Below are 13,259 nucleotides of genomic sequence, written 5' to 3' on the forward strand. Positions count from 1 at the left end.
GTCTCCTTACGGCCTTGGGAGGCGGCCGCTATTCCGTTTCAAATACGTCATGCTACTAATTTAAACTGTCCACGAAGGCGGTGAATTCGGAACAGAGTGTTGCCATCCACTTGCCATCGCCTTCGCTATAAATGCCGGTCCAGCCACAGCTGGCCGGGAATACTTTCTGCCTTACCGTCACGCCGGAGGCCTTGAGACGGCTGGCATAACCAACTGTCTCGTCGTGCAGCGGATCATCTTCCGATGTCACGACCAAAGCGGGTGCGACACCCGAAAGCCGCGAACAGAGGCATGGCGCCGCATAGGGGTGCTGGAAGCCGCAGTGGGAGCCAAGATAGTGGCTCCAGCCTTCGGCCCAACGTTGGCCCATGCCGATCTTGTCAGCCTTGCGGATCGATGCCGTCGCCATCATCGGGTCGATCATCGGCGACAGAAGCACCTGACCGCTCAACTCACCCGGCATCTGGTCCCGCGCCTTGAGTGCGACGCTGGCGGCGAGGTTGCCACCAGCCTCATCTCCGGCGACAAGGAGCCGCGACCGCGGGCTGCCGAACTGTTTGCGCCGTCCGGAAAGACACTTCAGTGCCATGAAGGCGCATTCCATCGCCTGCGGAAAGACGTTGTGCGAAACGCGGGAATAATCTGCCTCGAGAACGACGGCGCCCGTTTCCGCAAACGCTTTCCCGATGGGTCTTTCTATCTCCTTTCGATCCCGGCTGAGGAACGCTCCGCCACGCAGATACAAAACAAGAGCGGGAGCCTTGCCTTTGGCTGCTCCTTCATAAAGCCGCATCGGCACCGATGGCTTAGTCGTTGCAAAGTCGACGTTTTCCCACTGTACCGACATCCATTGTTCCTCCGGCTGACAATCCCACTTTAACGGGTCGCTTGCCGTTGAGTTCGCATCTGATATTATTGTTCAAGGCCGGTCGCACAAGTTTGCATTTTTGGCAACACTATTCCAAGTCGGCGGATAATTCAGAAGACAGAGGAGAGCGCTATGGATCAGCTGTCTGCAATGCGGGTGTTCGTGCGCGTTGTTGAGACCGGGAACTTCTCTCGTGCGGCCGCGACGCTGAACATGCCGAAGACAACAGTGACCAACATGGTGCAAGGCCTTGAACGGCATTTGCGCACCACGCTGCTCAACCGCACGACGCGTCGCGTCATGGTGACGACGGACGGCGCGCTTTATTATGAGCGGGCGGCCCAGATCCTTGCCGAGCTGGATGAACTCGACGGCAGCATGTCGAACTCGCAGACGCAACCGACGGGACGCGTGCGCGTGGAGATGGCAGGCGCATTCGCGGATCTGCTTGTGATCCCCAACCTTTGTGACTTCCACACACGGTACCCGCAGATCACGTTGGATATCGGCGTGGGTGACCGTCTTGTCGATTACATCGCCGAGAACGTCGATTGCGCCCTGCGGGGTGGTACCCCGACCGATCAGTCACTGATTGCGCGCAAGGTTGGCGAGATCGGCTTTCGCTTCTATGCGGCGCCGCGATACATCGAAAAATTCGGCATACCCAACCATCCGAACGAGTTGACGGAAAGCCACTACTGCATCGGTTACCTCAACGCGACGAGCGGCAGGATCATGCCGATGGACTTCTGCCGTGGTGACGAGAAACTTGAGATCAACCCGCGCTACGTGATCTCGGTCAACGATGCCCGATCCTATGTCAACGCCGCGATCTCCGGCATCGGCATTGCCCAGGCCGTCGAGTTCATGGTTCGCGATGCGGTGGCCAGAGAAGAACTGATCGAGGTGCTGCCGGACTGGGATTGTGAGCCCTTGCCGCTCTACATTGTTTATCCGCAGACGCGGCACCTTTCCAACAAGGTGCGGGTCTTCGTTGATTGGCTGGCACGACTTGTCCAGACCCTGAAGGCCGAGGAGCAGCGGGCGCAGATACGCAGGGCGAGCTAACCCGGGCGTTCGCGCGGTCAAATAAAATCGGGAGCGACGGTGTAGGATCGTCCCCGGCATCAACGTCATCCTGACGTGAGCTGCAGAGGTGCAGCGCCAACCAAGGGAGAGCATGATGACGAAGAACACGATTTGCCTCTGGTACAATCATGATGCGGAAGAGGCAGCCCGCTTCTACGCAACCGTCTTTCCGGACAGCGAAGTGACGTCAATCATCCGTGCACCGAGCGATTATCCTGACGGCCGGGAGGGTGATGTTCTGGTCGTCGAGTTCCGTGTCGCGGGTGTGGCATGCATCGGCTTGAACGGCGGCCCGATCTTCAAGCACAGCGAAGCCTTTTCATTCCAGATCTCGACCGAAGACCAGGAAGAAACCGATCGTTACTGGAACGCCATCGTCGGCAATGGCGGGCAGGAGAGCGAATGCGGATGGTGCAAGGACAAATGGGGTATCTCCTGGCAGATCACACCGCGTGTCCTCACTGACGCTCTGGCTGTCGGCGGCGCCGAGGCAAAACGCGCCTTTGACGCCATGATGACGATGAAGAAGATCGATGTTGCCACGATCGAAGCGGCACGCCGAGGCTGAAACAGAAGCCTTTAACGCGGTGACGCTAGAGCGTTGACACGCTGAAGATGTTTCTGCATCTTCGCGCTATTCCGAGGGGGGCATCGCAACGATGCTGAGATGGCGGTGAGCCGGACCCTTGAACCTGATCCGGGTCATACCGGCGTAGGAACGGAAACGGCGTCACCTTTCGCGACGGCACTTTCTCTTCTCGCTTCACCTGGATCTCCGTGAACACCTGGGTTCGGAGACCATCTGATGTGGCCAAATGCAGCGACCCGCTCCCGCCCCGGAGCAAGCCGAGGAAGCGACGTTTCGCTTGCACGAGCGGCGGATCGGGTTCTTGGCTTCGTCGAGGCCGGTCTCGCGACCGTTGCCGCGGTCATTCTGATGGCTTTGCTCGCCTTGGTGACGATCAATGTCGTCCTGCGCTATTTTTTCCACACCGGCATCATCGGCGCAGAAGACGCGGCAATCTGGCTGCATGTCGCCCTGATCGGACTTGGTGCGCCCATTGCCTTGAACGGACCCCTGGCAATGCGGCTTGATGTGTTCACCCGTCTCTTGCCCAAGGGGTTGGACACCGTCGCACAGATGTTGGCTGACGTCTTCTCCATCTGCGCTGCATTGCTTTTGATCTCTGGGGGACATGAGATCATTTCCATGCTGGGTGGTTTTTCGCTGACGCTCGGGCTTCCGGAATGGATACGTTTTGCGTTCCTCGCCGTCGGCGGTGGACTGGTCGTCATCGTCCTCACCCTCAGGCGTGCAGCGGACGGCCAACTGACACGGCTGCTGGTTTCAACCTCGATTGGCGTCGCCGTGTACGCGATCACTCAGAGGGCCGGGATCGACACCGAACTGCCGGCGAGCATCTTCCTGGCCGCGACGGCAGCACTGGGTATGTTGCTCGCGGCGCCGCTCGCCCACGCCTTCCTCGCCGCCGCCTATGTCGCAACCGCGTTCGGAAGCCCACTGCCGGAGCCAGCGATCGTCTCTACCGCCGTGGCGTCGATGTCAAAATTCCTGTTGCTGGCCATCCCCTTCTTCCTGCTAGTCGGCAGCCTGTTGACGGTGTCGAGCGTCGCCAGTCATCTGGCTACGTTCGCTGCCTCCATGGTCGGACATCGCCGCGGAGGCCTGGCACAAACGACATTGCTGACGAGCGTTTTATTTTCAGGCGCATCAGGCTCGTCTGTTGCCAATGCCGCCTTCGGTGCCTCGACCTTCCAGCCGCAGTTGGTGAAGCACGGTTATCCGCCCGCCCGGGCCGGTGCCATCATTGCCGCAACGTCCGTCCTCGACAACATCATTCCGCCCTCGATTGCCTTCTTGATCCTTGCGGCAGCAACAAATTTTTGCGTCGGGGCATTGTTGCTGGAAGGGCTGCTCGCAGGCTTGTTCATGGCCGTATGCCTTGCGGTGGCGATCCACCTCACGGTGCGTCGGCAGCCGCGCATGCCCGCTGCGACGAGCGGGGAGCGACGGCGCGCGGCGATCGCCGCTTTGCCCGCATTCGGCTTGGGACTGATCGTGGTGCTCGGCATTCGCTTCGGGATTGTCACGACCACGGAGGCTGCAGCACTTGCTGCATTCTATACCCTATGCCTTGCCATCCGCGCAAAACTTGCGGGAAGCGCGATCTTCGGCGCCTTTGTCCAGGCGGCGCGGGAGGCTGCAGCAATCGGGCTCCTGATCGGCACGGCGGGACCGTTCGCTTTCCTTTTGGCTGTGGACGATGTGGCCAGCCTCGTCAGCGACTTCGTATCGCTGCTCGGTGGGAGTGCGTTCGCCGTCATTCTGCTTTCCAACCTCATTCTGCTGCTGGTTGGGCTGGTGCTGGATATCGGAGCAGCGATTCTCCTGTTCGGCCCGATCCTGCTTCCGTCGGCGGTTTCCGCGGGTATCGATCCTATACATTTCGGCGTGATCCTGGTGGTGAACCTGATGATCCACGGGCTGACGCCGCCGCTCGGCATGCTGGTGTTTGTCGTGAGCGGCGTCACGGGCGTGCCGGCCACGGCCCTTTTTCGCAACGTCCTGCCTTACCTTTTCGCCTTGCTCATCTCGCTCGCGCTGCTCTGCGCCTGGACGCTAATCTTCTAACGCATCAATCTCGGGGACTGATCATGATCAAGCTCAAACGCCGCCGGCTTCTGACAGCAACGGCAACTGCGGCCGTGGCACTTGCGGCACCCAATCTGGTCCGCGCATCGACCCGGGCCAAGACGATAACCATCGCGTCGCTGCTGGGTGAAGACAAGCCGGAAACGCTGGTGTGGCTGAAGATCCGCGACCTTGTCGAGAGCAAGCTGCCCGGCGAGTTTCGATTCAACGTTGTGAAGAACAGCGCACTTGGCGGCGAGAAGGAAGTCCTGGAAGGCACGCGGCTGGGTTCGATCCAGGCGAGCCTTTCCACCGTCTCGTCGCTCTCCGGCTGGCTGCCGGAACTGCAGATTCTCGACCTGCCCTTCCTGTTCCGCGATGCAGACCATGTTCGCAAGACGGTTGATGGCCAGTTGGGCCATGATCTGAAGCACAGGCTCGCAGCGCAGGGATTTGTTGTCGGCGACTTCATCAACTACGGTGCACGCCATCTTCTGACCAAGGAGCCTGTGACACGGCCCGAACAACTTGCTGGCAAGAAGATCCGGGTCATCCAGAGCCCGTTGCATACAACGCTCTGGAGTGCATTCGGCACGACCCCGGTCGGCATTCCCATTCCGGAAACCTACAACGCTCTCTCCAGTGGCGTTGCCGACGCGATGGACCTGACCAAATCCGCCTATGCCGGCTTCAAGCTTTATGAAGTGGTGCCATACATGACGGAGACCGGGCACATCTGGGCCTCTGGTGTCATTTTCTACGCCGCGCCTTTCTGGAAGCAACTGACCGGCGAGCAGAGGACGGTCCTTGGGGACGCGTCACGCGAAGGCGCGCGATATTTCGACCGGCTGATGGCGGAAGATGAGGCGAAATCAGTTGAACAGGCACTTGGCCACGGCGGCAAGATCGTTGCACCGGAGACCCCCGACGAGTGGCGAAAAGGCGCCCGCGGAACCTGGGAAAGATTTGCCGAGACGGTGGGCGGAATGCCGCTCATCGAGTCCGTCCAGCAGATCACGTGAACCTCGTCGCGCTTACGCCGGTGCGGCCGGGTGGTAGAACGGCCAGGGTGAGGTATCGGAGCCAGTCGGCACCGGCACTTCGATCACCACCGGGGCGTCCGCCGCGAGAGCCTTGGTGAGCGCCACTTCCAGTTCCGACGGAGTAGTTGCCCGCATCCCGAGAACACCAAAACTCTGCGCCAGCGCGACAAAATCCGGGTTCACCAGATCAGACCCGATCAGCCGGTTGCCATAGACCTGCTGCTGGTCGCGCCGCACGTTGCCATAGGCGTTGTTGTTGAAGACGATCGACACGACGTTGATGCCGAACTGGCGCGCCGTTGCCAGTTCCTGCACGCCGAACAGGAAGCCCCCGTCGCCGGAGATCGAGACGACAGCCTTGTCCGGATGCGCCACCTTGACGCCCAGCGAGGTATTGAATCCGAAACCAAGATTATCCTGGTAGCCGCAGGTTACATATTGTCGCGGCGCATAGACGGGGAAACACATTCGCGCGGTAAAACCAACCTGCGAGACCTCCTCCACGAAGAACCCATCGCGCGGCAGAACCTTGCGGATCACCCGAAGATATTCCTCCTGGGGCTGCACGCTCCTCAGGGCTTCTGCGGCTTCCGCCTTCAGTTGCCGATATTCCCCAACGCGAGAAGGTCGTTGCCCGACCTTGTCTTGGAGCGCGTCAACGAGAGCAGCGACGCCAGCCTTGGCGTCCGCCACCAGCCCGAGATCCGGCTTCAGCCGCACCATTTCGGTCGGATCAATGTCGAGGCGCAGAACCTTCAAGCCCGGCGGAAGCCAGCGCCAGCGGAAATATTGCAGCTCGAGCCGGCTGCCGACGCCAATCAGGAGATCGCATTGCGGCCAGAAACGCCATGCTGCATGCGCCATCATCGCAAGATCTTCGTCATCGCTGACGATGCCCTTGCCGTTGCGATGTGCGGTCACGGGTGCCTGGAGAAGCTTCGCAAGTGCCAGCACCTCATCACCGGCATCAACTGCGCCCGACCCGATCATGATCATCGGGTTCTTTGCAGCCGCGATCATGGTCGCGGCTTTCTCGATGAGTTCTGCATCGATCTGTGGTGCCGGCAGCGACGTTGCCGCTTCAGGAGTCGGAACTTCAGATGCCATGCCGAATACGTCCCAGGGCGCCTCGATCGCGACCGGCCGAGGACGCCCCGAATGCATCTGGGAAAATGCCTGGCGCATGATTTCGCCGGCCTCGGTGGGATGATTGATCCGCTCGGCCCATTTCGTCAGACCGCGCATCGTGCCGAGATGATCGGGCAGCTCGTGTAACTGTCCCCTACCCTGCCCGATCAGGTGGGACATGATATTGCCGGTGAGGCAGAGAACCGGCGCGTTGGCGCCATAGGCGGTGCAGATGGCGGCGCCCGAATTCAGGAAGCCCGGGCCCGGAACCACAGTATAGACACCTGTCCTGCCGGTCGCCTTGGCGTAACCGTAGGCCATGTAGCCTGCACCCTGTTCGTGGCGGGTATGAATGAACCGGATGCGGCTTTCGCGCGCCATGGCGTCGACGAGGTCGTACATATGCGCGCCGGGTATGCCGAAGACCGTATCCACCCCGTTCGCGACGAGCGATTGCGTGATGATCTCCCCGGTCGTCATTTTCGGCATACGGCACCCTCCCCATGTTCGTCGCGACTCCGAGTCCTATCGATCACGTCACGGCCCATCAAGGCCGCGCAGTGGGCATGGTTGTCTCTTGATGCGCTAGACAGTGAGGTGTCGCCTCGCTTCCGGCGTATCCAGCGTCTCGGCCGGACCTTCATGCACGATTTCGCCGCGATCCATGATGTAAACCTGGTCGGCGAGTTCCCGGCAGAAGTCGAGGTACTGTTCCACGAGCAGGATTGCCATGCCGGTCGAGTCCCGGAGATAGCGGATGGCGCGGCCGATATCCTTGATGATCGACGGCTGGATGCCTTCCGTCGGCTCGTCCAGCACCAGGATCTTGGGCCGCGTGACCATAGCGCGCCCAATGGCAAGCTGTTGCTGCTGCCCGCCAGAAAGATCGCCCCCGCGTCGCCCGAGTATGGATTTCAGCACTGGGAAAAGTGAGAAGATCTCGTCTGGAATGAATCTGTCCTTGCGGGCAAGCGGTGCGTAACCGCTTTGCAGATTTTCCTGCACGGTGAGAAGCGGAAAAATCTCCCGCCCTTGCGGCACATAACCGATACCTTGCCTCGCGCGGGCGTAAGGAGGAAGGCCGTTCAGCACTTCGTTCTGAAAGCTGACGGTTCCTGATGAAACGGCATGCTGCCCGGTGATCGCGCGCAGGAGCGAGCTCTTGCCCACCCCGTTGCGGCCCAGCACGCAGGTGATCTTGCCCATGTCCGCGGTGAGGGAAACGCCACGCAGGGCCTGGGCCGCACCGTAATGAAGATTGACATTGTTGACTGTCAGCATCGTTCTTACCGCCCCAGATAATTCTCGATCACCTTCGGCTCGCTCGACACGAAGTCGATCGAGCCCTCGGCAAGCACGGAGCCTTCGGCGAGGCAGGTCACCTTCACCCCAAGGTCCCGGATGAAGCCCATGTCATGTTCAACGACGACGACGGATCGCGTCTTGGCAATTTCCTTCAGCAGGATCGCGGTTTCTGCCGTTTCCGCGTCCGTCATGCCAGCGACCGGCTCGTCCACCAGCAGAAGCTTTGGCTCCTGTGCGAGCAACATGCCGATCTCCAGCCACTGCTTCTGGCCGTGCGACAGGTTGGCGGCGAGTTCGTCCTTGCGGTGGGTGAGGCGGATGGTGGTCAGGATTTCCTCGATCCGCTTTCGGTCTTCCGGTGTGAGCGTGTAGAAGAGGGTGGCGAAGACGCCGCGCTTGCGGTTGAGCGCCAGTTCAAGGTTGTCCCAGACCGTATGGCTTTCGAAGACCGTCGGCTTCTGAAACTTTCGCCCGATACCTAACTGGGCGATGTCAGCCTCGTCCTTCTTGGTGAGGTCGACTGAATCTTCAAACAGCACGGCGCCGGTATCCGGACGCGTCTTGCCCGTGATGATGTCCATCATCGTTGTCTTGCCGGCGCCATTCGGTCCGATAATCGCGCGAAGCTCACCGGGCTCCACCACGAAGGAGAGCGCGTTCAATGCCTTGAAGCCGTCGAAGGAGACGGAAACGTTGTCGAGATAAAGCAGGCTCTTGGTACGGGTCTCGGCAATCGTCGTCATGATCCTACTCCGCCGCCTGCGGCAGGAGGGCGGTGCCCCTGCCCTTTTCTTGATCCGCTGCAGCTCTCAAAGCCTTTCGTGATGTCCAGCCCTGCCGGATCGTGCCGACGATACCCTTGGGTAGGAACAGCGTGACCGCAATGAACAGCCCGCCCAGTGCGAACAGCCAGATCTCCGGAAATGCGCCGGTAAAGAAGCTCTTGCCGGCATTCACAAGGATCGCACCGATGATCGGGCCGATCAGCGTGCCGCGCCCACCGACGGCCGTCCAGACGACGACTTCAATCGAGTTGGCCGGCGCAAATTCACCGGGGTTGATGATGCCCACCTGCGGCACGAACAGCGCCCCGGCAATTCCCGCAAACATGGCCGAGACGACGAAGGTGAAGAGCTTGATGTTTTCCACCCGGAAGCCGAGGAAGCGGACCCGACTTTCGGCGTCACGAACGCCGACCAGCACCTTGCCGAACTTGGACTGGGTGATGGCGGAGGCGACGACGAGGCAGAGCGAGAGCATGATCGCCGACATGGCAAAGAGGACCGCGCGCGTTCCATCAGCCTGGACCGGGAAGCCGAGGATGTCCTTGAAGTCAGTCAGGCCGTTGTTCCCGCCGAACCCCATGTCGTTGCGGAAGAAGGCAAGCATCAGCGCGTAGGTCATCGCCTGGGTGATGATCGACAGATAGACGCCGTTGACGCGGGAGCGGAAAGCGAACCAGCCAAACACGAAGGCGAGCAGACCGGGCACGACAAGCACCATCAGCATGGCGAAGGGGAACCAGTCGAAGCCGTACCAGAACCATGGCAGTTCCTTCCAGTTGAGGAAGACCATGAAGTCCGGCAGTTCCGGATTGCCATAAACGCCGCGCGAGCCGATCTGCCGCATCAGGTACATGCCCATCGCATAACCGCCGAGGGCGAAGAAGGCGCCGTGGCCGAGCGAGAGGATTCCGCAGTAACCCCAGACGAGGTCGAGAGCCAAGGCCAGGAGCGCGTAGCAGAGATATTTTCCCATCAGCGACATAGCATAGGTGGGGATGTGGAGGGCACTATCCGGCGTGGCCAGGAGATTGAGCGCCGGCACCAGGGCTGCGACGGCAAGCAGGATTGCGACGGTAACGGTGATCTTGCCGTCCAGCGCACGCAGAATGAAGTTGGTGATCATGCTTCCACCGCCCTTCCCTTGAGCGCGAAGAGGCCGCGCGGACGTTTCTGGATGAAGAGGATGATGAGGACCAGCACCAGGATCTTTCCGAGCACGGCGCCGACCGATGGTTCGAGAAACTTGTTGAGGACGCCGAGCGAGAGGGCGCCCACAAGCGTACCCCAGAGGTTGCCGACACCGCCGAAGACTACCACCATGAAGCTGTCGATGATGTAGCTCTGTCCAAGGTTGGGCGAGACATTGTCGATCTGCGACAGTGCGACGCCCGCGATGCCCGCGATGCCCGAACCCAGCGCGAAGGTGAGCGCATCGACCCAAGGTGTTTTGATCCCCATGGAGGACGCCATGCGGCGGTTCTGGGTGACGGCGCGCATGTTGAGCCCGTAGGCCGACTTCTTCATCAGGAAGAGAAGCGCAAAGAAGATCGAAAGCGAGAAGAGGATGATCCACATCCGGTTCCAGGTGATCGTCATGCCGCCGAGCGGGAACGATCCGGACATCCAGGACGGGTTGCCGACCTCCTGGTTCGTCGGACCGAAGATCGAGCGGATCGCCTGCTGCAGGATGAGGGAGACGCCCCAGGTGGCGAGAAGTGTTTCAAGCGGGCGTCCATAAAGGAAACGGATCACGCCGCGTTCAATGAGGAAGCCAACGGCCCCAGTGACCAGAAAGGCGACAGGCAAGGCAATTGCCAGCGACCATTCAAAGAGGGCGGGCGCGCTGTCGCGTATCACCTGCTGCACCACGAAGGTCGAGTAGGCTCCGAGCATGACCATCTCGCCGTGGGCCATGTTGATGATCCCCATGACGCCAAAGGTGATCGCAAGGCCGATTGCAGCCAGGAGAAGGACAGACCCCAGGGACAGGCCGTACCAGACATTCTGGGCCATATCCCAGAGCTGCTGCTCGCTTTGCAACGCTGCGACGGCGGCTTCCACATCGGCCGTGAGTGCTGGATCAATGCTGCCGGAGATCGTGTTCAGGATGCCCAGCGCGTTGCGTCCACCCAGATCCTTGATCGTATGGATGGCATCGCGTTTCTCCTCGACGGACCGATCTGAGGAGAGGACTGAGACGGCGCGCGCTTCCTCCATCCGGGCCTTCACCTCGGCATCTGTTTCTTTGGCAAGTGCGGCTTCGATGAGTTCCAGGTTTTCAGAACTTGGAGAGCGCATTACGGCATCTGCCGCCTGCAGTCGCACGTTACGGTCGGGGCTCAGAAGCGTCAGACCGCCCATGGCAGAGCGGATGGCGCGACGGAGGCTGTTGTTGACCTTGATCTTGGTGATGGCACTCTTGGCTACCGGGCCGGCGCTCTCACCGGTGAGCGGCTCGACGAGTTCGAAGCCGCTTCCCGCGGTCTTTCCGATGAACACAAGATTATCTGTCTTGCGGACATAGAGATCCCCCTCCGTAAAAGCCTGAAGCACCGGCACGACACGAGCGTCACCGGTCGCCGCCATCTTGCCGATCAGATCCTCCGCTTGGCTGAAGTTCGCCTTGGCGAGTTGATCGATCAACGGCTTCGGATCGACCGGCTGCTGGGCGGACGACGGCGCGGCAAGGGAGACAAGGAGAAGAGCGAAGAATGCTGCGAACAAGCTTGTTATTCTCATAACCTCGCCTCCCGGTGGTCGGTGCTTCTGAGTGAGAGAAGGTTTTTCGGACTGACCCCTTTGCCTCGCACATGCGACGCTGCGGGACCATGCGGTGAGCGCAGGCATGAGAGAGGAGGATGGACATCCCCCTCCCGCCAGAAGATCCGCGATCAGCTGCCCTTGCCGCCGCACTTGCCAGTGTCGACGTTGAAGTTGCCGCACGACATTGGCTTGCGCCAATCGGAGATCAGGTTCTTGGAGTCCGGCAGGTAGTCGGACCACTCGTCGCCAACCACCGACGGCGTCTGCTGCACGATCTCGAATTGACCGTCGGCCTGGATCTCGCCGATCAGCACCGGCTTTGTGATGTGGTGGTTCGGCATCACGGTCGAGGTGCCGCCCGAAAGGTTCGGGACGGAGACGCCGATGATGGAGTCGAGCACCGCGTCGGTGTCCGTGGTGCCGGCTGCCTCGACTGCCTTCACCCAGGCGTTGAAGCCGATATAGGCGGCTTCCATCGGGTCGTTGGTGACGCGCTTGTCGTTCTTGGTGAAGGCATGCCACTCCTTGATGAACTCTGCGTTCACTTCGGAATCGACAGACTGGAAGTAGTTCCAAGCGGCCAGATGCCCGACGAGCGGCTTGGTATCGAGCCCCGCAAGCTCTTCTTCGCCAACGGAGAAGGCGACGACCGGGATGTCTTCAGCCTTGACGCCCTGGTTGCCGAGTTCCTTGTAGAACGGCACGTTGGCATCGCCGTTGATGGTGGAAACGACGGCCGTTTTCTTGCCGGCGGAGCCGAACTTCTTGATGTCGGAAACGATCGTCTGCCAGTCGGAATGACCGAACGGCGTGTAGTTGACCATGATGTCGGATTCAGCCACGCCCTTCGACATCAGGTAGGCTTTGAGGATCTTGTTGGTCGTCTGCGGATAAACGTAGTCGGTGCCCGCCAGCACCCAGCGCTCAACGCCTTCTTCGTTCGCCAGGTAATCGACAGCAGGGATGGCCTGCTGGTTCGGGGCAGCTCCGGTGTAGAAGATGTTGCGCGAGGATTCTTCACCCTCGTACTGGACCGGGTAGAAGAGGATCGAGTTCAGCTCTTCGAAGACCGGCAGGACCGACTTGCGGGATGACGACGTCCAGCAGCCGAACACCGCGGCGACCTTGTCCTGGGAGATCAACTGGCGGGCCTTTTCGGCAAACAGCGGCCAGTCGGAGGCCGGATCGACCACTACCGCCTCGAGCTTCTTGCCAAGAACGCCGCCCTTCTCGTTCTGCTGCTCGACGAGCATCAGCATGGCATCCTTGAGCGTCGTCTCGGAGATCGCCATCGTGCCGGAGAGCGAATGCAGGACGCCGATCTTGATCGTATCGTCGGCGGCAAAGGCGCCGGAAAGCGCCGTGGCGGACATGGCAGCAGCCAGCAGTGCGCCGCCCAGTTTGGAGCTAAATTTCATCGTGCGGACCCCTCTTGTGGTTGGTGCAACGAAAATTTGGCCGTTGCTGAGGGGACTATCGTGCGCTGCAGTGCAAAACCACATACGCAAAATGACGTATGACGCGGGGGCAAACGCCCCACCAACGCTTCGCATAACGTGGCAACCCCGGTACACGCGCATCGCTTCACCACTTGCAAAACATCGAGCCACGGTAGAGACTGCTTA

At 60.5% G+C, this 13,259-nt stretch carries 11 protein-coding genes and 1 riboswitch; of the genes, 4 read left to right on the forward strand and 7 right to left on the reverse strand.

Annotated features, from left to right (window positions below):
- Positions 1–55 precede the first annotated feature (55 nt).
- Positions 56–847 carry an alpha/beta hydrolase fold domain-containing protein gene (locus M0654_RS07160; protein WP_248682470.1) on the reverse strand — a complete coding sequence of 264 codons (792 nt, stop codon included), beginning with the start codon at positions 845–847 and terminating at the stop codon, positions 56–58.
- A 153-nt stretch (positions 848–1,000) separates the two neighbouring features.
- On the opposite strand from M0654_RS07160, the gene M0654_RS07165 reads away from it, so the two are divergent.
- The 4 genes from M0654_RS07165 to M0654_RS07180 all read left to right on the forward strand — a co-directional run bounded on the left by M0654_RS07165 (position 1,001) and on the right by M0654_RS07180 (position 5,632).
- Positions 1,001–1,936: a LysR family transcriptional regulator gene (locus M0654_RS07165; protein ID WP_248682471.1), complete on the forward strand. Its 936-nt coding sequence runs from the start codon at positions 1,001–1,003 to the stop codon at positions 1,934–1,936.
- Between the two features lie 115 nt (positions 1,937–2,051).
- Entirely contained in the window at positions 2,052–2,525 is a 474-nt protein-coding gene (locus M0654_RS07170; RefSeq protein WP_248682472.1) for a VOC family protein, read from the forward strand.
- Positions 2,526–2,589: 64 nt separating this feature from the next.
- Positions 2,590–2,693, forward strand: a riboswitch (TPP riboswitch).
- 201 nt (positions 2,694–2,894) lie between these two features.
- Complete coding sequence (locus M0654_RS07175) at positions 2,895–4,610, forward strand: TRAP transporter large permease (RefSeq protein ID WP_390919811.1); 1,716 nt, start codon at positions 2,895–2,897, stop codon at positions 4,608–4,610.
- A gap of 23 nt (positions 4,611–4,633) precedes the next feature.
- The gene (locus tag M0654_RS07180; protein WP_248682474.1) at positions 4,634–5,632 is read left to right on the forward strand and encodes a TRAP transporter substrate-binding protein; all 999 of its coding nucleotides are present in this window, start codon (positions 4,634–4,636) and stop codon (positions 5,630–5,632) included.
- A gap of 12 nt (positions 5,633–5,644) precedes the next feature.
- Here M0654_RS07180 and M0654_RS07185 read toward each other — a convergent pair whose 3' ends face one another.
- The 6 genes from M0654_RS07185 to urtA all read right to left on the reverse strand — a co-directional run bounded on the left by M0654_RS07185 (position 5,645) and on the right by urtA (position 13,052).
- The gene (locus M0654_RS07185) at positions 5,645–7,270 is read right to left on the reverse strand and encodes a thiamine pyrophosphate-dependent enzyme (RefSeq protein WP_248682475.1); all 1,626 of its coding nucleotides are present in this window, start codon (positions 7,268–7,270) and stop codon (positions 5,645–5,647) included.
- A gap of 96 nt (positions 7,271–7,366) precedes the next feature.
- Positions 7,367–8,062, reverse strand: coding sequence for an urea ABC transporter ATP-binding subunit UrtE (urtE, locus tag M0654_RS07190; RefSeq protein ID WP_248682476.1), 696 nt, complete (start codon positions 8,060–8,062; stop codon positions 7,367–7,369).
- A 5-nt stretch (positions 8,063–8,067) separates the two neighbouring features.
- The gene (urtD, locus tag M0654_RS07195; RefSeq protein WP_248682477.1) at positions 8,068–8,829 is read right to left on the reverse strand and encodes an urea ABC transporter ATP-binding protein UrtD; all 762 of its coding nucleotides are present in this window, start codon (positions 8,827–8,829) and stop codon (positions 8,068–8,070) included.
- A gap of 4 nt (positions 8,830–8,833) precedes the next feature.
- Positions 8,834–9,994, reverse strand: a complete 1,161-nt coding sequence (urtC, locus tag M0654_RS07200; RefSeq protein ID WP_248682478.1) for an urea ABC transporter permease subunit UrtC — start codon at positions 9,992–9,994, stop codon at positions 8,834–8,836.
- Positions 9,991–11,610 (reverse strand): urea ABC transporter permease subunit UrtB, encoded by a 1,620-nt coding sequence (urtB, locus tag M0654_RS07205; protein WP_248682479.1) that lies wholly within the window; start codon positions 11,608–11,610, stop codon positions 9,991–9,993. The genes urtC and urtB overlap by 4 nt, the downstream gene beginning before the upstream one ends.
- 152 nt (positions 11,611–11,762) lie before the next feature.
- Entirely contained in the window at positions 11,763–13,052 is a 1,290-nt protein-coding gene (urtA, locus tag M0654_RS07210; protein WP_248682480.1) for an urea ABC transporter substrate-binding protein, read from the reverse strand.
- Positions 13,053–13,259: the final 207 nt, after the last annotated feature.

The organism is Neorhizobium turbinariae (assembly GCF_023223505.1).
Lineage (GTDB): Bacteria > Pseudomonadota > Alphaproteobacteria > Rhizobiales > Rhizobiaceae > Neorhizobium > Neorhizobium turbinariae.

Bases quoted from the DNA above. Each gene is read 5' to 3' on its own strand.
- M0654_RS07185 (WP_248682475.1), bottom strand. From the start codon at position 7,270: ATGCCGAAAATGACGACCGGGGAGATCATCACGCAATCGCTCGTCGCG.
- urtD (WP_248682477.1), bottom strand. From the start codon at position 8,829: ATGACGACGATTGCCGAGACCCGTACCAAGAGCCTGCTTTATCTCGAC.
- M0654_RS07160 (WP_248682470.1), bottom strand. From the start codon at position 847: ATGTCGGTACAGTGGGAAAACGTCGACTTTGCAACGACTAAGCCATCG.
- M0654_RS07180 (WP_248682474.1), top strand. From the start codon at position 4,634: ATGATCAAGCTCAAACGCCGCCGGCTTCTGACAGCAACGGCAACTGCG.
- M0654_RS07175 (WP_390919811.1), top strand. From the start codon at position 2,895: ATGGCTTTGCTCGCCTTGGTGACGATCAATGTCGTCCTGCGCTATTTT.
- urtC (WP_248682478.1), bottom strand. From the start codon at position 9,994: ATGATCACCAACTTCATTCTGCGTGCGCTGGACGGCAAGATCACCGTT.
- M0654_RS07165 (WP_248682471.1), top strand. From the start codon at position 1,001: ATGGATCAGCTGTCTGCAATGCGGGTGTTCGTGCGCGTTGTTGAGACC.
- urtA (WP_248682480.1), bottom strand. From the start codon at position 13,052: ATGAAATTTAGCTCCAAACTGGGCGGCGCACTGCTGGCTGCTGCCATG.
- urtE (WP_248682476.1), bottom strand. From the start codon at position 8,062: ATGCTGACAGTCAACAATGTCAATCTTCATTACGGTGCGGCCCAGGCC.
- urtB (WP_248682479.1), bottom strand. From the start codon at position 11,610: ATGAGAATAACAAGCTTGTTCGCAGCATTCTTCGCTCTTCTCCTTGTC.
- M0654_RS07170 (WP_248682472.1), top strand. From the start codon at position 2,052: ATGACGAAGAACACGATTTGCCTCTGGTACAATCATGATGCGGAAGAG.